This is a genomic window from Komagataeibacter saccharivorans, from assembly GCF_004348195.1.
Classification (GTDB): Bacteria; Pseudomonadota; Alphaproteobacteria; order Acetobacterales; family Acetobacteraceae; genus Komagataeibacter; species Komagataeibacter saccharivorans.
The window spans coordinates 1,305,960-1,324,210 of the sequence record NZ_CP036404.1 but is presented as its reverse complement, the minus strand read 5'-3'; the positions used below and the strand labels follow the sequence as shown (position 1 = coordinate 1,324,210).

The 18,251-nt window shown below is 63.6% G+C and carries 14 protein-coding genes; 6 read left to right on the top strand and 8 right to left on the bottom strand.

Annotated features, from left to right (window positions below):
* The first annotated feature begins 38 nt into the window (after positions 1–38).
* From KSAC_RS06040 to KSAC_RS06025, 4 genes are all read left to right on the top strand, one after another.
* Complete coding sequence (locus KSAC_RS06040) at positions 39–1,823, top strand: ABC transporter ATP-binding protein (RefSeq protein ID WP_118962953.1); 1,785 nt, start codon at positions 39–41, stop codon at positions 1,821–1,823.
* Between the two features lie 215 nt (positions 1,824–2,038).
* Positions 2,039–3,148, top strand: coding sequence for an HlyD family secretion protein (locus tag KSAC_RS06035; protein WP_132304721.1), 1,110 nt, complete (start codon positions 2,039–2,041; stop codon positions 3,146–3,148).
* A complete protein-coding gene (locus KSAC_RS06030; protein WP_102323202.1) occupies positions 3,145–4,722 on the top strand; it encodes a DHA2 family efflux MFS transporter permease subunit in 1,578 nt (525 codons plus the stop codon). The genes KSAC_RS06035 and KSAC_RS06030 overlap by 4 nt, the downstream gene beginning before the upstream one ends.
* Before the next feature lie 15 nt (positions 4,723–4,737).
* On the top strand, positions 4,738–5,157 hold the full coding sequence (locus KSAC_RS06025) for an NUDIX hydrolase (RefSeq protein ID WP_132304719.1): 420 nt from the start codon (positions 4,738–4,740) through the stop codon (positions 5,155–5,157).
* On the opposite strand, the gene KSAC_RS06020 is transcribed toward KSAC_RS06025, so the two are convergent.
* From KSAC_RS06020 to gpmI, 4 genes are all read right to left on the bottom strand, one after another.
* On the bottom strand, positions 5,139–5,642 hold the full coding sequence (locus KSAC_RS06020) for an RNA pyrophosphohydrolase (protein ID WP_102323204.1): 504 nt from the start codon (positions 5,640–5,642) through the stop codon (positions 5,139–5,141). The genes KSAC_RS06025 and KSAC_RS06020 overlap by 19 nt on opposite strands.
* Positions 5,643–5,663: 21 nt before the next feature.
* On the bottom strand, positions 5,664–7,274 hold the full coding sequence (locus KSAC_RS06015; RefSeq protein WP_132304717.1) for a S41 family peptidase: 1,611 nt from the start codon (positions 7,272–7,274) through the stop codon (positions 5,664–5,666).
* 146 nt (positions 7,275–7,420) lie between these two features.
* Positions 7,421–8,734 carry a murein hydrolase activator EnvC family protein gene (locus KSAC_RS06010; protein ID WP_132304715.1) on the bottom strand — a complete coding sequence of 438 codons (1,314 nt, stop codon included), beginning with the start codon at positions 8,732–8,734 and terminating at the stop codon, positions 7,421–7,423.
* 53 nt (positions 8,735–8,787) lie between these two features.
* On the bottom strand, positions 8,788–10,341 hold the full coding sequence (gpmI, locus tag KSAC_RS06005) for a 2,3-bisphosphoglycerate-independent phosphoglycerate mutase (RefSeq protein ID WP_132304713.1): 1,554 nt from the start codon (positions 10,339–10,341) through the stop codon (positions 8,788–8,790).
* Positions 10,342–10,431: 90 nt separating this feature from the next.
* Between gpmI and msrB the strand changes: the two genes are divergently transcribed.
* Together msrB and upp are read left to right on the top strand one after the other, a co-directional pair.
* The gene (gene msrB / locus KSAC_RS06000; RefSeq protein WP_102323208.1) at positions 10,432–10,833 is read left to right on the top strand and encodes a peptide-methionine (R)-S-oxide reductase MsrB; all 402 of its coding nucleotides are present in this window, start codon (positions 10,432–10,434) and stop codon (positions 10,831–10,833) included.
* 32 nt (positions 10,834–10,865) lie between these two features.
* Positions 10,866–11,519 carry a uracil phosphoribosyltransferase gene (upp, locus tag KSAC_RS05995; RefSeq protein WP_102323209.1) on the top strand — a complete coding sequence of 218 codons (654 nt, stop codon included), beginning with the start codon at positions 10,866–10,868 and terminating at the stop codon, positions 11,517–11,519.
* A gap of 179 nt (positions 11,520–11,698) precedes the next feature.
* Here upp and KSAC_RS05990 read toward each other — a convergent pair whose 3' ends face one another.
* The 4 genes from KSAC_RS05990 to carA all read right to left on the bottom strand — a co-directional run bounded on the left by KSAC_RS05990 (position 11,699) and on the right by carA (position 18,185).
* The gene (locus KSAC_RS05990; RefSeq protein WP_102323210.1) at positions 11,699–12,895 is read right to left on the bottom strand and encodes a threonine ammonia-lyase; all 1,197 of its coding nucleotides are present in this window, start codon (positions 12,893–12,895) and stop codon (positions 11,699–11,701) included.
* A gap of 10 nt (positions 12,896–12,905) precedes the next feature.
* Complete coding sequence (greA, locus tag KSAC_RS05985; protein ID WP_102323211.1) at positions 12,906–13,379, bottom strand: transcription elongation factor GreA; 474 nt, start codon at positions 13,377–13,379, stop codon at positions 12,906–12,908.
* A 140-nt stretch (positions 13,380–13,519) separates the two neighbouring features.
* Positions 13,520–16,774, bottom strand: a complete 3,255-nt coding sequence (gene carB, locus KSAC_RS05980; RefSeq protein WP_132304711.1) for a carbamoyl-phosphate synthase large subunit — start codon at positions 16,772–16,774, stop codon at positions 13,520–13,522.
* A 13-nt stretch (positions 16,775–16,787) separates the two neighbouring features.
* Positions 16,788–18,185, bottom strand: coding sequence for a glutamine-hydrolyzing carbamoyl-phosphate synthase small subunit (gene carA, locus KSAC_RS05975; RefSeq protein ID WP_102323213.1), 1,398 nt, complete (start codon positions 18,183–18,185; stop codon positions 16,788–16,790).
* Positions 18,186–18,251: the final 66 nt, after the last annotated feature.

Here is an 18,251-nt window from a genome sequence, read left to right as displayed (position 1 = left end):
ACTTTGTTTTGCACAGGCTTGCCGTTATAGGCCGACGAATGAACGTAATTCCAACGCCCGGACCAGACCGACAGGCCCCGCAGGCCGAGACGGTGCCGTCGCGTCGCCTCATGCGGCGGCTGTGGCGCGATGAACTGGCCGGTCACAAGCTGCGCATACTGGGGGTTATGGTCATGACTGCGCTCATGGCCATATTCAGCGCGCTTTATCCGCTGGTGATCCAGCGCGCGCTGGACATGTTCGCAGCCCATGATCCGCGCATACTTTATCAGGTGCCGCTTCTGGTCGTGGTGATTACGGTGGCGAAGGCCATCTCCCAGTACGGGCAGTCCATCGCGGTGCAGTCGCTGGTGCTGATCGTCATTCGTGGCCTGCAGGGGCGGATGTTCCATCATCTGGTCCATGCCGATATTTCCCGTATCGAAACCGAGGCCCCGGCCCAGATCGCCGCGCGGTTCACCACCGATGCCGTCTCGATTCGGGAGGCGATGATCCGTGCCACCAACGCCCTGGGCGACGGTGTTACGGTGGTGGGGCTGATTGCCTCCATGCTGTATATGGACTGGGAACTGAGCCTGATCGCCGCCGTGCTGTATCCGATCGCCGCCATGCCGGTGCGTAAGCTGGGCAAACGGCTGCGACGGGAATCCGGCGGGGTGCATGAGCAGATAGGCGAGACCAGCGCCATGCTGGCGGAAAGCTTCAACCAGTCGCGCACCATCCGTGTCTATCGTCTGGAACAGGCCGAGCAGGCGCGTGCGGATAACGTTCTGGACGTGCTGCATGACCGCCTGCTGCGCATTGCGCGGGGACGCGCCCGTGTTGATCCGATGCTGGAGGTACTGGGCGGTATCGCCGTGGCCGCCGTTCTGGGCTTCGCGGGCTGGCGGGCGACGCAGGGCGGCGCGACGCTTGGCGATTTTTCCGGTTTTGTCGCGGCCCTGCTTCTGGCTGCCCGTCCGCTGCGTGCGCTGGGTACCCTCAACATCGCCCTGCAGGAAGGGCTTGGCGGCCTGCAACGGGTCTTTGACGTGATTGACGAACCCGTGGCGGTGGCGCAGGCGCCGGATGCGGTCGGGCTGCCTGCAGGTCATGGCGAACTGTGTTTCGAGCAGGTTTCCTTTCAGTATCCTGATGGGCGCATGGGGCTGGACGGGCTGGATTTCATCGCCCGACCGGGCCTGACCGTGGCGCTGGTCGGGCCATCGGGTGCAGGCAAGTCGACGGCGCTGTCCCTGATCCCGCGCCTGCATGACGTATCGGGCGGTCGCATCACGCTTGATGGCGTTGATCTGCGGCGCCTGATCCTGCCTGAACTGCGCGATGCGATTGCCTATGTCAGTCAGGATACGCTGCTGTTTGACCTGCCGGTCGTGGACAACATCCGCATGGGCAACCCGCAGGCGACGGATGCGCAGGTGCGCGACGCCGCGCGTGCGGCGGCGGCAGATGAATTCATTCAGGCCCTGCCGCAGGGCTACCATACGCGGGTCGGTCCGGGGGGGCAGCGCCTGTCCGGCGGCCAGCGGCAGCGTGTGGCACTTGCACGCGCCCTGCTGCGCAATCCCCGCGTGCTGCTGCTTGATGAAGCCACCAGCGCGCTGGACAGCGAGAGCGAGGCCATTGTCCAGCAGGCCCTTGCCCACCTGCGCCATGGGCGGACAACCATCGTCGTCGCGCATCGGCTGTCCACCGTCCGGTCTGCCGACCTTGTGGTGGTGATGGCGGCGGGCAGGGCGGTGGAATGCGGTACGCATGATGCCCTGATCCAGCATGACGGACTGTATGCGCGCATGGTGCGCAATCAGGCTTTCACCCTTTAGGGACTGTTCCCCAACCCGGATTCCGGCTGACTGAAATGTCCGTAGCCGGGGGCAGGTAGCCGCAAAAACATCGATCCGACGTGGCGGAATATTCATCCGGAGCGGTGATGGCGGTTGAAGTGTGGCAAGCTTCGTGTCATGGATTGACCGACCCGTTCGGTCAATGCGTGGAATGACAGGATCAGGGGCTGCAATCAAAGTGATGAGGGAACCAGATGGCCGCGGACGAAGGCAAGGCAGCTGAAGACGGACATGTCGTCGCACAGGATGACGGGGATAATCAGACGAAAGAGGAATCATCGCGCCGCAAGCTGATCCTGATTGGCGTTGTGGTGGTGGTGCTGCTTCTGGGTGGTCTCTACTGGTTCCTGCACCGTCATGAGGTGGAAACGGACGACGCCTTTACTGCCGGTCGCGCCGTGGCGGTGGCCCCGCATGTTTCCGGCTATGTGACCGAACTGGCGGTGAACGATAACCAGTATGTTCATCAGGGCGACGTGCTGGCCCGTATCGATGACCGTAACTGGCGCGCCCAGCGCGATCAGGCTCAGGCTGCGGTGGATATCGCGCGTGCGCAGGTCCGCAACTACAGCCTGCTGTCGGAAGTGGCGAAAAAGAATTTCCCCGGCCACCTGATGGTGGCGCAGGGCCAGCTTGCCGCGGCGCAGGCGCAGCAGTTCCGCGCGGAAACCGATTACCGCCGCCAGCATGGTGTCACGCGTGAGGCGACATCGCAGCAGAATATCGACTACGCCACCGCCGCCCTGAACGCGGCGAAGGCGCAGGTGCTTGAGGCGCAGGGCAATCTTGAAACTGCGCTGCCTGTCATTCCCAATATTTCCAGCACCGAAGCCCGCGTGACCGAGCAGGAAGCCCAGCTTGCGCAGGCCGAGGCCAAACTGCGCGAAGCGGAACTGAATGTGGAATGGACCACCATCCGCGCCCCGCATGATGGCTGGATCTCGCAGCGCAATATCGAACGCGGCACCTATGTCAACGCAGGCCAGACGGTCATGTCCGTGGTCGAGCCGGAGGTGTGGGTCGTGGCCAACTACAAGGAAACGCAGCTTACCCGCATGCGTCCGGGCCAGAAGGTGGATATTGCCGTTGACGCCTATCCCTTTCTGAAGCTGCGCGGACATGTAGATTCGCTCCAGCTCGGCACGGGTGCCACCTTCAGCGCCTTCCCGCCGGAGAATGCGACGGGCAACTACGTGAAGATTGTCCAGCGCGTGCCGGTCAAGATCCTGATTGACGAAGGACTGCGCCAGGACGTGCCGCTGTCGCTTGGCCTGTCGGTCGAGCCGACGGTCCACACGGAATGAGCGCGCAGGCGGCAGGCCCCGCTGGCGCGGCGGATGGCGGGGGCTGGAAGCCGAAGCATAACCCATGGCTGATCGCCGTGGTGGTGACCGTCGCCGCCTTCATGGAGATTCTCGACACCACCATCGTCAACGTGGCCCTGCCGCATATCGCGGGCAGCCTGTCATCAACCTATGATGATGCGACGTGGACGCTGACCTCCTATCTGGTGGCGAACGGGATCGTGCTGACCATCTCGGGCTGGCTGGGCAAGCTGCTCGGGCGCAAGCGCTATTTCCTTATCTGTATCGCCATGTTCTCGCTGTCGTCCTTTCTGTGCGGCATCGCGACCAGCCTGCCCGAACTGATTTTGTTCCGTCTGATGCAGGGCTTTTTCGGTGGCGGACTGCAACCCAACCAGCAGTCCATCATTCTGGACACCTTCCCGCCCAACAAGCGTGCGGCGGCCTTCGGGCTGACCGCCATTGCCACAGTGGTGGCCCCGGTCCTCGGCCCGTCCCTTGGCGGGTGGATCACCGATAACTATTCGTGGCGGTGGGTGTTTTTCATCAACGTGCCGGTGGGCATCCTTGCCACCATTGCGGTTTCGATCATGATTGATGACCCGCCATGGGCCCGCAAGCAGAGCGCGCCGCTCGATTTCGTGGGGATCGGTCTGATCACCATTGGCTTCGGCTGTCTGGAAGTGGCGGTTGACCGGGGTGAGGATGAGGACTGGTTCGGCTCGCGCATCATCGTGATCATGAGCATCCTCGCCGTGCTGGGTATCGGCGGTGCGATCGTGTGGCTGCTGCGGGTCAAGCATCCGGCGGTGGACCTGCGGGTGTTCAAGGACAGGAATTTTGCCGTGGGGACCGGCCTCATGGGGGCGGTTGGGGCGCTGCTCTATTCCTCGGCCATTATCGTGCCGCAGTTTTCCCAGCAGATCATGGGGTATACGGCCACCCTGTCGGGGCTGATCCTTTCACCGGGCGGTGTGGCGGTCATCATCCTGATCCCGATGGTCGGTATTGCGATGAAGCACGTCCAGCTTCGTTACATCATCGCCTGTGGCTTCTTTCTTATGGGCGCATCAATGTTGTGGTCGGCGCAACTGGTGCCATCACTGGATTTCCGGCATCTGGTCATGTTCCGCATGAGCCAGACGGCCACGCTGGCCTTCCTGTTCGTGCCGATTTCGACCATCACCTATGCCACCCTGCCACGCGAACTGAATGCTGATGGATCGGCCCTGTTCAGCATGTCGCGTAACGTTCTGGGGTCGCTGAGCATTTCCGGGGCCACCGCATTGGTGACGGAACTGCGGCAGGCCCACCAGAACCAGATGGTCCACTGGATGACGCCCTACCACCAGCCATTCAATGAATACCTGGCACAGAGCCGGGCAGTGGCCCTTGCCCGTGGCTATGCGCAGAGCGCCATCAATAATGTGGCGATGGGGCGGTTGTATAAGGAGTTCCAGCGACAGGTCGCCATTCTGGCCTATAATGAGGTGTTCATGATTCTGGGCATCGGCGCAATGCTGGTCGTGCCGTTCTGTTTCCTCATGGCGCCACTCAAGGGGGGCGACAAGTAATAAGGGCTTAGGTGTATGGCGGGGATTATCCGGGTTGTATGTGCGGCGGTCATCGTGCGCGAACGGTTGCTGGTCGTGCGCAAGCAGGGCACGACCGCCTTCATGCTGCCCGGCGGCAAGCCCAATGCGGGTGAAAGCCCGCAACAGGCGTTACAGCGTGAAATACGCGAAGAACTGGGATGTGGCCTGACACCGGGCAGGGAACTGACAGGTGATTTTTCTGATGCGGCGGCCAATGAACCCGGTCATATCGTCCAGGCACGCATATGGCTTGCCCTTCTGGACGGCGTGCCCGTAGCTGCTGCCGAGATTGCAGAACTGCGCTGGGTTACGGTCGATGATATGATGACCCTGCCGCTTGCCCCGCTACTGCGCGGCAAGGTCATGACCGCGCTTGTGCACGGTGGTCTTATGCCTCAGGCCGCGACGGCGTAGCGGGCGAAATAATCCGCCAGTTTGGTATAGATTTCTTTTTTGATGCCGACATTGAGATGGGGAAGCTGCTCCAGCCTGACCCATTTCCACAGGTCGAATTCCGCAGGCAGGTGCGTATCCAGCCTGATATCCGCATCCTGTCCGGTAAAGCGCAGGGCGAACCAGCGCTGGGTCTGTCCACGGTAACGGCCGCCCAGCGCCCGACCGATCAGGTGCGCGGGCAGGTCGTAACTGAGCCATTCGGGATAGGTGCCGATGACCTGCACGGCGCTGGTCCCGATTTCTTCGCGCACTTCACGCAGTACGGCGGCTTCGGGCGCTTCGCCTTCATCAATGCCGCCCTGCGGGCACTGCCATACGCCTTCATCGGGCGGGCCGCCCGCGCCGGGCATGTCCGTCCGGCGTGCGACCAGCACCATGCCCTGTCGGTTGAATACAAGCGCACCCACATTCGGGCGGTAGGGCAGGGTGGCGGGATCGGTCATGGGGTCAGGCTTCCGGCACGATCAGGGATGGGCAGGTGTGGCAGGCGCAGCGGGTGCCGCAGGCGCTGCCGGTGTCGATGGAGCCGTGGCAGGTGCTTGCTTTTCCGCCGGGGTGGATGTGGGTGAGGGTGTCGTCGTCGGCACGGGAGCCTTCGGTTCCCCGTCTGCCGGTGCCGATGTAGTGGCAGGCGGTGTCGGCTGGGATTTGTCATTATTGTGGGATTTGTCGTCATGCACCGGCGCATCGGCTGCAACCGGCAGGCCCGCCATGGACCGTACGACCTTCAGCCCTTCCTGCAACTGGAAGTCCGTCGTGGGCTTCAGCGGGTCGAATTCCGGCCAGTTCGCCGGGGGCTGGGCGGGGATGGTCCTGGCAATGGCGGGCAGGTCGGTGCGCGAAGGGGGCTGCGCCGTATTGCCGCCGCGGTTCTTGATGATATGCGCCAGATCCGCTTCATGGATGCTGTAGCCCGCATCATCATGTGCTTCACGCACGGTAATGTCGGGTATGATCCCCAGACCCTGAATCGAACGGCCGGACGGCGTGTAGTAGCGCGCCGTGGTCAGGCGGATCGCCCCTTCGCCCGGAATGGGCAGGATGGTCTGCACCGATCCCTTGCCAAAGGTCTTTTCACCCAGCAGCACGGCGCGCTGGTGATCCTGAAGTGCACCGGCCACGATCTCGCTGGCGGAGGCGGAGCCGCCATTGATCAGAACCACGATCGGCAGGCCGTTGGTAATGTCGGTATTATGCGCATCCCAGCGCTGGCTGTCCTGCGGGTGGCGGGCGCGGGTGGACACGATCTCGCCATTGCGGATGAAGTCCGAACCCACATCAATGGCCTGCGTCAGCAGCCCGCCCGGATCGGAACGCAGGTCGATGATAAGCCCCGCCATCTTGTTATGGGTCTGGGCCTGCAGCTTCTTGTAGGCCGCGAGCAGGCCGGACTGCGTTTCCTCATTGAACTGCGCGATTCGGATATAGCCGATCGTGTCATACAGCGAGGATTTGATGACCAGCAGCGGAATGACCGCGCGCGTCAGGGTCAGGATAAGGGGCTTGGGCGCCTTTTCGCGGATCAGCGTCAGCGTGATGCGGGTATCGGGCTTGCCGCGCATGCGGGTGACCACCTGATCCAGCGGCTGGCCGTCGATATTCTTGCCGTCGATGGCGACAATGAAATCGCCGGGCTTGATGCCCGCGCGCGCGGCGGGGGTATCGTCAATGGGGGAGACCACGCGGACATGCCCGTCCTCACCCTGAACTTCCAGTCCCAGTCCGCCAAACGTGCCCTTGGTCTGGACCTGCAGGTCGGAGAACTGCTTTTCCGTCATGTAGGAGCTGTGCGGGTCCAGTCCGCTCAGCATGCCGTTCAGTGCATTGGTGATCAGGTCGCGGGTGGAAACGGGTTCGACATAATTGGCCTTCACCTTTTCCAGAACGTAACCGAACAGGAACATGAGCTGTTCGATTTCACGCGGAGAGTTGTCATCCTTGGAGACAATGTCAGCCGCATGGGCCATGGGGGCAAGGTTGCCCCACCTGCTGGCTGAATAGTGGGCGATCTGCGGGGCTGCTGCGATCCCTGCAAGAAAGGCGCAACCGATCAGCAAGCCATTACGGAACTTCATGCGTCGTTGTCTCCTGGATGCCCGCCGCCTTGTCCCGGCTGGCCTGCATGTATTCTTCGCGTTGCGTTGTAACGTGATCCTGCCCATCCGTCACGGGTGGCAGCATATACCGAACTTGCATGCGGGCAAAACCGTCTCGCACCATATCACAGATATGGGGCCGGATTGACGGTATTACCCCCCTGGCGCAACTGCACGAACAGGGTGGGCCTGCTGCCGCCTCCATTCCATTGGGGCATCTGTCCCACCGCGGCCCCATGGCTGACCTGCTGGCCCGCCGTGACCGCGATATCGCCCAGTCCCGCCAGTACGAAGCGGTAGTGTTTCCCGCAATCAAGGATCATCATCTGTCCGTATGTGCGGAACGGGCCGGCAAAATCAATACGTCCGGTGCACGGTGCGCGCACGGTCGCGCGCGACGGGGGGGCGTAGGTCACGCCTGTCGCCGGTCCGGTTTCGGTCGACTGGCCCCATGCGGTCAGCACCGTGCCCGCCACGGGCGCGCCCGCGCTACTGCTGGTAGCGGGGGTGATGCCGGGTCCGGCGCCTGCCGCCATTTCATGCGCCTGCCTGCGGGCGGCGGTGGCTTCCTGCATGTTATGGGCGCGTTCGGCAGCGCGGGCGGCCTGTTCAAGGTTCTTTTCCGCCTGCTGTTCGGTTTCTTCGATGCGGGCAATCGCATCCTGCACGCTTGATGCCCGGCGGGCTGCTTCCTCCACCGCCTGCGTGGCGCTTGCGGCTGCGGCGTTGGAGCGCTGCTGGGCCTCAAGTGCCGCCCGCGCCGCGCGATTGACCGTATCGCGCTGGCTTTCGCGCGCGCTGACCACAAGGCGCATCTGCTGCTGCTGCTGGGCCAGTTCGCTGTCAAGCTGGAGCAGGCGGGTGCGGCGGTCGTGAATGGCGCGGGTCTGGCGGGCGATGTCGGCCATCATGCCATGGACCACAAGCAGCCCGGTTACGGCCCGGTCGGCGGGCAGGGGCACGGCCAGCAGCGTATCTGCCGGGTAAAGGGACAGCCGTTCGGCCAGTGGCAGCAGGGGGGACAGGCGCGCGACTTCCCGGTCAAGCTGCTGGCGCAGCGTCGCCTGTTCGGTGTGCAGGTCGGCAATGCGGCTGTCCAGATCGGCTGCCTGCTGTTCCGTATGTTGCAGGCGGGCGCTTGCATCCACCATGGCGGCGGACAGGCTGGCCGCTTTTTCCGCGTCCATATGGGCCTGTTCGCGGGCGGCCTGCTGCACCTTGCGGCGTTCTTCCAGATCATGAGCCTGCTGCTGTTCGCGGGCGAGCAGGTTTTCATGCGCGGTGCGGGCGGCATCCAGTTGCTGGCGGATTCTACGCGCATTGGCATCATTCGTGACCACGCCAGCCACCAGATGGTGGGTGTGGCTGTCTCCCGTCGCAGTAGTGGCATGGGGCGCGGGCGCGCACCATGCGTATGTTATTGTGCCCCATAAAAGCATAAGCCCGCCGGCCAGATGGCCGGGCCAGCGGGACAGCGGGTTCTGGCGTGATGTCAGGATGGCGTGGACCCGTCGATCAGGGAATGGCCGGTCATGGCGGCGGGCTGGGGCAGGCCCATGAGTTGCAGCAGCGTGGGCGCGATATCGGCCAGACGGCCATCATGCAGGCTGACCCCGTCCGCACCCGTCAGCACCACCGGCACCACATTGAGGGTATGGGCCGTGTGCGGGCCATTGGTCTGCGGATCAAACATGGTTTCCGCATTGCCATGATCCGCCGTGACCAGCAGCGCGCCACCCGCGCGGTGAATGGCGTCGACGATCCGGCCCAGCCCCTGATCCACGGCTTCGACCGCCTTGATGGCAGCGGACAGCACGCCGGTATGGCCGACCATGTCCGCATTGGCGAAGTTGAGCACGATCAGGTCGTATTTGCCGCTGTCGATGGCTTCCACCGCGCGGTCGGTCAGTTCGGGCGCCGACATTTCCGGCTGGAGGTCATAGGTCGCGACCTTGGGCGACGGGACCATGATCCGGTCTTCCCCCGGCAGTTCCCCTTCGCGCCCACCGTTGAGGAAGTAGGTGACGTGGGGATATTTTTCGGTTTCCGCCATGCGGATCTGCCTGCGTCCGGCGGCCGAGACCACATCCCCCAGCAGGTCATGCAGTTCCTGCGGCGGGAACAGCACGGTAATCAGTTCAGCCAGCCGGTCGCTATAGCGCGTCATGCCGGTAACGGCGGCGAGGTTGACCAGACGGCTTCGTTTGAAGCCATCGAAATTCGCCTCCAGCAGCGCATCGAGCAACTGGCGGATACGGTCGGCGCGGAAATTGAAGCTCAGCACGCCGTCCCCGTCGCGCATGCCGCCATATTCCCCGATTACCGTGGGCAGCACGAACTCATCCGTCGTGCCCGCGGCATAGGCCCGGTCCAGCACTTCCAGCGCGTCGCCCGCCCGCTCGCCCTGACCGGCAACAATGGCGTTGTAGGTTTTTTCCACCCGGTCCCACCGCCGGTCGCGGTCCATGGCGTAATAGCGGCCCGAGACCGTGCCAACCCGCACACCCGCCGGAAGCTGGGACAGAAGCTGGCTGACATAACCATGCCCCGATTGCGGCGCGGTATCCCGTCCATCGGTAAAGATGTGGAAGGTGACAGGCACGCCTGCCGCGCGCACGATGCGGGCCAGGGCCACGGCATGGTCCTGATGGGCATGCACCCCGCCGGGGGAGACGAGGCCAAGCAGGTGACACGTGCCCCCGCTGGCTTTCAGCGCGGCGATGAAATCCTGCATGACCGCGCCCTGTGCGACCGATCCGTCCGCCAGTCCGGTGGAGATGCGCGGCAGTTCCTGCATCACGACGCGCCCGGCACCGATATTGAGGTGCCCGACCTCCGAATTGCCCATCTGCCCTTGCGGCAGGCCGACATCCTCCCCACAGGTCTTGAGGAAGGCGCGCGGTCCCGCCTGCCACAGCCGGTCGAAGGCCGGGGTATGCGCGGCACTTACCGCGTTGTTCGACGGGTCCTCGCGCCAGCCAAAGCCGTCCAGAACGGCAAGCATGACCGGACGCGGCACCCTGTTTGCTGCTTCATGGTCGCTCATGGGGTATTATCTCCCTGTTTTATTTTATGTGGCATCATGCCCTAAAAGCAGTCAGCGTGAAATGCCCGTCTGCTGGAGGAAAAAACAGCCATGTCCGATACTCCGAACACAAATGCGCAGCAGTGTGGCTGCCTGTCACCCGAACAGTTGCGCATCCTGCGTGAACACGGTACCGAACGCCCCGGTTCAAGCCCGCTCAACAATGAAAAGCGGGCCGGGGAATATCGTTGCGCGGGCTGCGGGACACCGCTGTTCCGTTCGGGCACGAAGTATGAGAGCGGCAGCGGATGGCCTTCCTTTTTCGATGCCATTCCCGGCGCGGTCGGCACCACGACCGACACCAGCCACGGCATGACTAGGACGGAGGTCCACTGCGCGCACTGCCATGGCCATCTGGGCCATGTATTCCCTGATGGGCCACCGCCGACCGGCCTGCGCTATTGCATGAATGGGCTGGCCCTGACATTCGTGCCGCGTGATGGCGCAAGCTGATAGCGCAAACCAACGATCCTGAAGGAGTGAATATGACCGAGCCTGCCGCCCCGCATGATGAAGACGTGATTGTCGTCAACCACCCGCTGGTCCAGCACAAGCTGACCCTCATGCGTGAGCGCGATACGTCAACCGGTGCCTTTCGCCATCTGGCGCGCGAACTCAGCCTGCTGATCGGCTACGAAGCCATGCGCGACCTGCCGCTTGAAGCGGTGGAAATCGAAACCCCGCTCGAAACCATGCAGGCCAGGCGCCTTGCGGGCAAGAAACTGTGCCTGATTTCCATCCTGCGCGCGGGTAATGGCATTCTGGACGGGCTGCTTGATCTGGTCCCTTCCGCACGGATCGGTCATGTCGGTCTGTACCGTGATCCCGAAACGCTGGAGCCGGTCGAATATTACCTGAAGCTGCCCGATGATGTCGGCAACCGCATCTGTCTGGTGGTGGACCCCATGCTGGCCACCGGCCACAGCGCCGTTGCCGCCATCGACCGGCTGAAGCAGGCGGGTTGCACGCGCATGGTTTTCGTATGCCTGCTTGCATCGTCCGAAGGGATCGCCTGCCTGCGCAAGGCCCATCCCGATGTGCGGATCGTCACCTGTGCGATCGACCGGGGGCTGGACGAACATGGCTATATCCGTCCCGGTCTGGGCGATGCGGGTGACCGCCTGTTCGGTACGAAATGAACGCGCAGCACGCATGAAAGCATCCCGGGGCCGCCGGGATGTAACCCGAAGGGAACCCTTGACCAGATGCGTGGTTATGGGCGCTCAGGCGGAATAGGATAAAAAAACCCGCGAAGCGGCGCAGGCCACCTCGCGGGTTTTTTCTGTGTGGTCCGTGTTGCTGCCTAACCCGCCGGGGGTCAGGCGCGGCGCACGATGTAGGTCTTGGCCAGTTCCGCTTCCAGCATGCGGGCATGTTCGGGGTCGCGAGCCTCGATCATGACTTCCAGTTCCGCCGCCTGCACGCTGGGGGTGGTGAACAGGCGCTGGTGCGAGACTTCGATGATGTTGCCACCGGCATCGCCGATCTTGCGCGAAATATCGGCCAGCACGCCGGGACGGTCCGGTATTTCCATTTTCAGGCACAGAAGCCGCCCATCGCGCAGCAGCGAACGCAGCAGCGTATTGGCCAGAATGCGGCTGTCGATATTGCCGCCCGTGATGGGGAGCGCCACGCGCCTGTCACGGAACAGTTCGGGATAGGTCAGAACGGCGGCAAGGGCTGTGGCCCCGGCCCCTTCACTGACCTGCTTTGCCCCTTCGGCCAGCATGGTGATCGCGGTTTCGATGGCACTTTCGGGTACGACCAGCACGTTGGAGACGTGTTCGCGGATCACTTCCAGCGGCTGGCGACCGATCTGGAGCACGGCAATGCCCTCGGCAATGGTGGCGCCACCCGAAGGCATGACCTCATCGCCCGGAAAACCGGCGAGGGAGGAGAAATTTTCCACCTGCACCCCGATGATGTCCATCTCCGGGCGCATGGCGCGCGCGGCAACGGCGCAGCCCGACAGCAGGCCGCCACCGCCGATGGGGCAGACGAAGGTGTCCAGCGGCCCGGCGTCCTCAAGCAGTTCCAGCGCGAACGTGCCCTGACCGGCCATGACTTCGGGATCGTCATAGGGATGGACGAAAACGCGGCCTTCACGCTGGCACAGGGCGTTGGCGTGTGCCGTGGCTTCGGCAAAGTTGTCGCCTTCCAGAATGACGCGCGCGCCCCATGCGGCAGTGCGCGTCACCTTGGCGACAGGGGTGAAGCGCGGCATGACGATCACTGCATCAATGCCCAGCATCGCGGCATGGCGGGCCACGCCCTGCGCATGATTGCCAGCGGATACGGTAATGACGCCGCGTTCGCGTTCGCGTTCGGTCAGCAGGGCCAGCTTGTTGGCGGCCCCGCGTTCCTTGAACGAGCCGACCGCCTGCAGGTTGTCGAGCTTGAGGACGATATCCGCACCCGTAACCCGTGAGAGTGTCTGGCACGGGACGGTGGGCGTGTGCAGCACGCGCCCCTTGATCCGCTGTGCGGCGGCGCGGATATCTTCAAAGGTGATCAAGGTTTTGCGCCTAGCCGTAGATGACTTCTAGGATTTCATAGGTCCGGTCGCCACCGGGGGCGGGAACGGACACGCTGTCACCAACGCTCTTGCCGATCAGCGATTTGGCCAGCGGCGAGGAAATGGACAGCAGTCCCTGCTTGATGTCGGCTTCGTACACGCCCACGATCTGGTAGGAAACTTCCTTGTCCGTTTCCTCATCCACCAGCTTGACGCGCGCGCCGAACTTGACCTGATCGCCCGACAGGCTGGCCGGGTCGATCACTTCGGCGGAGGAGACGATTTCCTCAAGTTCCTGAATGCGGCCTTCGGTAAAGGACTGGCGTTCACGCGCGGCGTGGTATTCCGCGTTTTCCGACAGGTCGCCGTGGCTGCGTGCCTCGGCAATCGCGCGTATGATCGCGGGGCGTTCTTCACTCTTGAGCTTGCGCAGTTCGTCTTCAAGCCGTTGCAGGCCGGGGCCTGTCATCGGAAATTTCTGCAAGATTTGTCCCCGAGGTGAAGGTCAGTTTCCGCAACTGACTGTTGGTTGCCGTAACCGGGCATATCGCACGCAAGGCCACGCGGACACCCCGCCGGACCACTGTTGGTGACCGGCAGGACGTCCGCGTTGGTGCGATACGCTCAGAATGATCCTTTAAAATAGGATTGAAGGGGCGCGACTTCAAGAACCCCCTCACGCATCGCAGAAATCGCATGCGTTGCCGCCCGTGCGCCCGCGATGGTGGTGTAGTGGGGAACGCCATGCGTCAGCGCGGAACGGCGGATGTCGAAACTGTCGGTCACCGCCTGCGCGCCCTGCGCCGTGTTGATGACCATCTGGATATCACCCGAACGGATGGCGTCCACACAGTTCGGACGGCCCTCAAGCACCTTGTTCACCACATCCACGCTTACGCCCGCTTCACGCAGGCACTTTGCCGTGCCGCGTGTCGCCACGATGCGGAAGCCCATGTCCGACAGCAGGCGGCCGATGGATTTCACCGCAGCCTTGTCACTGTCGCGCACCGACAGGAACACCGCACCCGACAGGGGCAGCTTCACGCCAGCGGCAAGCTGTGACTTGGCGAATGCGCGCTCGAACGATGCGTCGAGGCCCATCACTTCACCCGTGGAGCGCATTTCCGGGCCAAGGATCGTATCCACGTCCGGGAAGCGGTTGAAGGGGAATACCGCTTCCTTCACCGCCACATGCGGGGCGACGGCACGGTCATCAAGGCGGAATTCACCCAGCTTCGCACCCGCCATGACACGCGCGCCGATCTTGGCGACCGGAACTCCGGTGGCCTTGGCCACGAACGGCACGGTGCGCGAGGCGCGCGGGTTGACTTCCAGCACGAAGATTTCCTGTCCCTTGATTGCGTACTGAACGTTCATGAGGCCAACAATGCCAAGCTCGCGGGCCATGGCTTCGGTCTGGCTTTTCAGTTCGGTCACGATGGCGGGCGACAGGGTATAGGGCGGGAGCGAGCATGCGCTGTCACCGGAATGGATGCCGGCTTCCTCGATATGTTCCATGACGCCCGCGACGTAGACCTCGTTGCCATCGGCGATGCAGTCCACATCCGCCTCGATCGCATCGTTCAGGTAATGGTCGATCAGCACGGGGCCATTGGCCACTTCCGCACCGGCAAGCTGTAGCGCCACGCGCATGTAACGCTGCAGGCTCGCGCGGTCATGCACGATTTCCATCGCGCGCCCGCCCAGAACGTAGGACGGGCGGACCACTACGGGGTAGCCGATCTTCTCGGCCACCGCTTCGGCTTCCGCCGGGCTGCGCGCGATGCCGTTGGCAGGCTGGCGCAGGCCCAGCCTGTGCAGCATGGCCTGGAAGCGTTCACGGTCTTCCGCACGGTCGATCGCGTCCGCGGGCGTGCCCAGCAGCGGGATGCCTGCGGCTTCCAGCGCGCGCGACAGCTTGAGCGGCGTCTGGCCGCCATACTGCACGATGCAGCCCAGAACGGTGCCGTTTTCCTGTTCGCGCCGGATCAGGGCGATGACGTCTTCCGCCGTCAGCGGTTCGAAATACAGCCGGTCGGAGGTATCGTAATCGGTCGAGACGGTTTCCGGGTTGCAGTTGACCATGATGGTCTCGAAACCGGCTTCGCGCAGGGCGTAGGCGGCATGGACGCAGCAGTAGTCGAACTCGATCCCCTGTCCGATCCGGTTCGGGCCGCCACCAAGGATGACGATCTTCTTGCGGTCCGTGGGGCGGCTTTCACATTCCGGCACGCCGTATCCACCTTCGTAGGAGGAATACATATACGGCGTGGGCGATGCGAACTCACCCGCGCAGGTGTCGATGCGCTTGTAGACCGGGGTCACGCCACGGCTTTCGCGCAGCTTCGCCACTTCCGTTTCCTGCGTGCCGGACAGGCGGGCAAGCTGGATGTCGGAGAAGCCCATCGCCTTGAGCGCGCGCAGGCTGTCCGCATCTTCGGGCAGGCCGTCGCGCACCACCCGGTGCTCGGCTTCGACGATTTTCGCGATTTCGCGCAGGAACCACGGCTCGAAGCGGCAGGCGTCGTGAATGTCCTCGACACTCAGCCCGGCGCGCAGCGCCTGCGCCGTCATCAGGATACGCTCCGGCCGGGGCTGTGACAGCGCGGCACGGAATGCATCGGCACCGCCATCACCCGGCACTTCGACCGGGTCCAGACCCGCCAGCCCGATTTCCATCGAACGCAGGCCCTTCTGCAGGGCCTCGGGGAAGGAGCGGCCAATGGCCATCGCCTCGCCAACCGACTTCATGCTGGTGGACAGCAGGGCAGGGGTGCCGGGGAACTTCTCGAACGTGAAGCGGGGGATCTTGACCACGACGTAGTCAATCGTCGGCTCGAACGATGCGGGCGTGCTGCCGGTGATGTCGTTGGTCAGTTCATCCAGCGTGTAGCCGACCGCAAGCTTGGCTGCGACCTTGGCGATGGGGAAGCCCGTCGCCTTGGATGCAAGGGCGGACGAACGCGATACGCGCGGGTTCATCTCGATCACCACCACGCGGCCATCGACGGGATTGATGCCGAACTGCACGTTCGACCCGCCGGTTTCCACGCCGATCTTGCGCAGGCAGGCAAGCGACGCATCGCGCAGACGCTGGTATTCCTTGTCCGTCAGCGTCAGGGCAGGGGCTACGGTGATGGAGTCGCCGGTATGCACGCCCATCGGGTCGATGTTTTCGATCGAGCAGATGATGATGCAGTTATCCGCCGTGTCGCGCACGACTTCCATCTCGTACTCTTTCCAGCCCAGCACGGATTCCTCGATCAGGACTTCCGTGGTGGGCGAGGCGTCGAGACCGGAGGAGACGATGCGGTCGAACTCCTCCTTGTTGTAGGCGATGCCGCCGCCGGAACCGCCCATGGTGAAGGACGGCCGGATGACGGCGGGCAGGCCCACGCTTTCCAGCGCCGAACGCGCTTCGTCCAGCGTGTGGGCGATCAGGCTGCGCGGGCTTTCGATGCCGATTTCGTCCATCGCCTCGCGGAATTTCTGCCGGTCCTCGGCACGGTCGATCACTTCGGCATTGGCGCCAATCAGTTCGACATTGTGCTTTTTGAGGAAGCCCGACTTGTCCAGCGCCATCGCCGTGTTCAGCGCGGTCTGGCCGCCCATGGTGGGCAGGATGGCGTCGGGTTTTTCACGCAGGATGATGCGTTCGACGAATTCCGGGGTGATCGGTTCGATATAGGTCGCATCCGCCAGCCCCGGATCGGTCATGATCGTGGCGGGATTGGAGTTGACCAGAATGACGCGGTACCCTTCCTCACGCAGCGCCTTGCAGGCCTGTGCGCCGGAATAGTCGAATTCGCACGCCTGACCGATAACGATCGGGCCGGCGCCGATAATCAGGATGGAGCTGATGTCTGTCCGTTTTGGCATGTCGGGTCGGCTTTCACGCGGTCTTGGTTGTGGTGTCGATCAGATCGACAAAACGACGGAACAGGTAATGGCTGTCGGACGGGCCGGGGCTGGCTTCGGGGTGATACTGCACCGAGAAGGCGGGATAGCGGCTGGTGGCGATCCCTTCATTCGATCCGTCGAACAGGCTGACATGGGTGGCCCGCACATCGGCTGGCAGGGATTTTTCATCCACTGCGAAACCGTGGTTCTGGCTGGTGATTTCCACGCGCCCCGTCGCCAGATCCTTGACCGGCTGGTTGGCACCACGGTGGCCGCGCGCCAGCTTGTATGTGCTGGCCCCAAGGGTCAGGGCCAGAAGCTGGTGGCCAAGGCAGATGCCGAACAGCGGCTTGCCCGCCTCCAGCACGCCCCGGATGGCCGGAACCGCATAGGCCGCCGTCGCCGCCGGGTCACCCGGTCCGTTGGACAGGAAAACCCCATCGGGGTTGAGGGCAAGGATTTCTTCCGCCGTGGCGGTGGCGGGTACGACGGTCACGTCACACCCGGCGGATGCAAGGCAGCGCAGGATGTTGCGCTTGGCGCCATAATCGACCGCCACCACCTTGCGGCGCTTTTCGGGCAGGGGATCGGTGCCGTGGGGCCAGTGCCATACGCCCTCGCTCCAAGCATAGGGGCTGGCGCAGGTGACTTCGCGTGCAAGGTCCATGCCTTCCAGCCCCGGCCACTGGCGGGCGCGGGCCTGCAGGGCTGGCAGGTCGAACTTTCCATCGGCGGGGTAGGCGACAACCGCCGTCTGCGGTCCACCTTCACGGATGCGGCGGGTGATCGCGCGGGTATCGACACCGCAGATGCCCGGAATGCCGCGTGTCCTGAGCCACGCATCCAGCGACTCGGTCGCGCGCCAGTTGGCCGGGGCGGTCAGGTCCTCCTTCACCACCAGCGCGCGGGCACGCACGACATCGGCTTCATCATCTTCGGCGGTGGCGCCGGTGTTGCCGATATGGGGGAAGGTGAAGGTGATGATCTGCCCTGCGAAGGACGGATCGGTCAGGGTTTCCTGATAGCCGGTCATACCGGTGGAAAAGCAGATCTCGCCAATGGCGGCATCCGTGCCATGCGCACCGAAACCACGCCCCCACAGGACGGTGCCATCGGCCAGAATCAGGGCTGCTGTCGCGGCTTTGGGCCTGTCGGCCGGTGCGGGCGGGTTTGGCGTGCTCATCGGGGGCTCCGGTCGGTCGGATTCTGTATCGGGTTGCAGGTCGGACAGTGACAGGCCCGTCGCGCGCAGCACGGTTGTCCAGTGCTTGGGCGGTATGGCGCGGGCCTGTCGCCATTTGCGAATGGCCTCGGTGCTGACGCCGGTCAGCTTTGCCGCCTGTTCGGCGCCGCCAAGGCGTTCGATAATACTTTCTATCGTCATCGGCATTGGATGATGTCCCTTCCGGGAGTATTGCCTAACAGCGTCCTGCGCGATTGGGAAGAAAATTCCCAC

What these genes read in the sequence shown, in the direction of transcription:
- KSAC_RS06025 (WP_132304719.1), top strand. Translation starts at nt 4,738, where the DNA reads ATGGCGGGGATTATCCGGGTTGTATGTGCGGCGGTCATCGTGCGCGAA.
- KSAC_RS06020 (WP_102323204.1), bottom strand. Translation starts at nt 5,642, where the DNA reads ATGACCGATCCCGCCACCCTGCCCTACCGCCCGAATGTGGGTGCGCTT.
- KSAC_RS06040 (WP_118962953.1), top strand. Translation starts at nt 39, where the DNA reads ATGAACGTAATTCCAACGCCCGGACCAGACCGACAGGCCCCGCAGGCC.
- KSAC_RS06010 (WP_132304715.1), bottom strand. Translation starts at nt 8,734, where the DNA reads ATGCTTTTATGGGGCACAATAACATACGCATGGTGCGCGCCCGCGCCC.
- carA (WP_102323213.1), bottom strand. Translation starts at nt 18,185, where the DNA reads ATGCCGATGACGATAGAAAGTATTATCGAACGCCTTGGCGGCGCCGAA.
- KSAC_RS06030 (WP_102323202.1), top strand. Translation starts at nt 3,145, where the DNA reads ATGAGCGCGCAGGCGGCAGGCCCCGCTGGCGCGGCGGATGGCGGGGGC.
- carB (WP_132304711.1), bottom strand. Translation starts at nt 16,774, where the DNA reads ATGCCAAAACGGACAGACATCAGCTCCATCCTGATTATCGGCGCCGGC.
- msrB (WP_102323208.1), top strand. Translation starts at nt 10,432, where the DNA reads ATGTCCGATACTCCGAACACAAATGCGCAGCAGTGTGGCTGCCTGTCA.
- KSAC_RS06035 (WP_132304721.1), top strand. Translation starts at nt 2,039, where the DNA reads ATGGCCGCGGACGAAGGCAAGGCAGCTGAAGACGGACATGTCGTCGCA.
- gpmI (WP_132304713.1), bottom strand. Translation starts at nt 10,341, where the DNA reads ATGAGCGACCATGAAGCAGCAAACAGGGTGCCGCGTCCGGTCATGCTT.
- upp (WP_102323209.1), top strand. Translation starts at nt 10,866, where the DNA reads ATGACCGAGCCTGCCGCCCCGCATGATGAAGACGTGATTGTCGTCAAC.
- KSAC_RS06015 (WP_132304717.1), bottom strand. Translation starts at nt 7,274, where the DNA reads ATGAAGTTCCGTAATGGCTTGCTGATCGGTTGCGCCTTTCTTGCAGGG.